At 64.6% G+C, this 741-nt stretch carries 1 pseudogene; it reads left to right on the top strand.

From position 1 onward, the window contains the following. Positions 1 to 741 (top strand): annotated as a pseudogene (locus tag AC09SL_RS29480) (type IV secretion protein Rhs); the annotation flags it as partial.

Below are 741 nucleotides of genomic sequence, written 5' to 3' on the forward strand. Positions count from 1 at the left end.
GAAGCCTGGCGGACCGAACAGACGCTGGTGTCCTACCGCTACGACGGACGTTTCCGACTGATCGAAGCGACCAACGCCGCCGGTGAAAGCGAACGCTACGACTACGACGACCAGCACGTCATCCTCCAGAGGCAACTGGCCGGCGGGGCGAGTTTTTATTGGGAATGGCAAGGCGTCGGCCCGGCGGTCCGCTGTGTGCGGCACTGGGCTTCGTTCGCGCAGATGGACAGCCGCTACACCTGGGGAGAGGACGGCAGCGTCACTGTCCAGAATATCGATGGCAGCCAGGAAGTGTACGTCCACGACGAGCGGGCGCGGCTGGTGCGCCAGGTCGAACCCGACGGCGGCGAGCACCTCAAGGCCTACGACGAACAAGGTCGGCTGATCGCCGAGCAGGACCCGCTGGGCGCCGTGACCGAATACCGCTACGACGAGGTCGGACGGTTGGTGGCGTTGATTCCACCGGACGAGGCGCCGACGTCCTACGAATACCGCAACGGTTTCCTGCACACCCGTTCACGCGGCAAGGCCGTGTGGACCTACCGGCGCAATGCCCGCGGCGATGTGATCGTCCTCATTGGCCCGGACGGCCAGCGCACGGAATATGCCTACGACCCCCACGGACAACTGCTGGCGACGTATGACTCGGACGGTGGCGAACATCGGTTCACCTGGAGTCGCCTGGGCCAACTGACCGAAGAGATCCTGCCCGACGGCAGTCGCCGGTGTTTTTCCTACGAT

It is taken from the genome of Pseudomonas sp. PF05 (genome assembly GCF_056521845.1).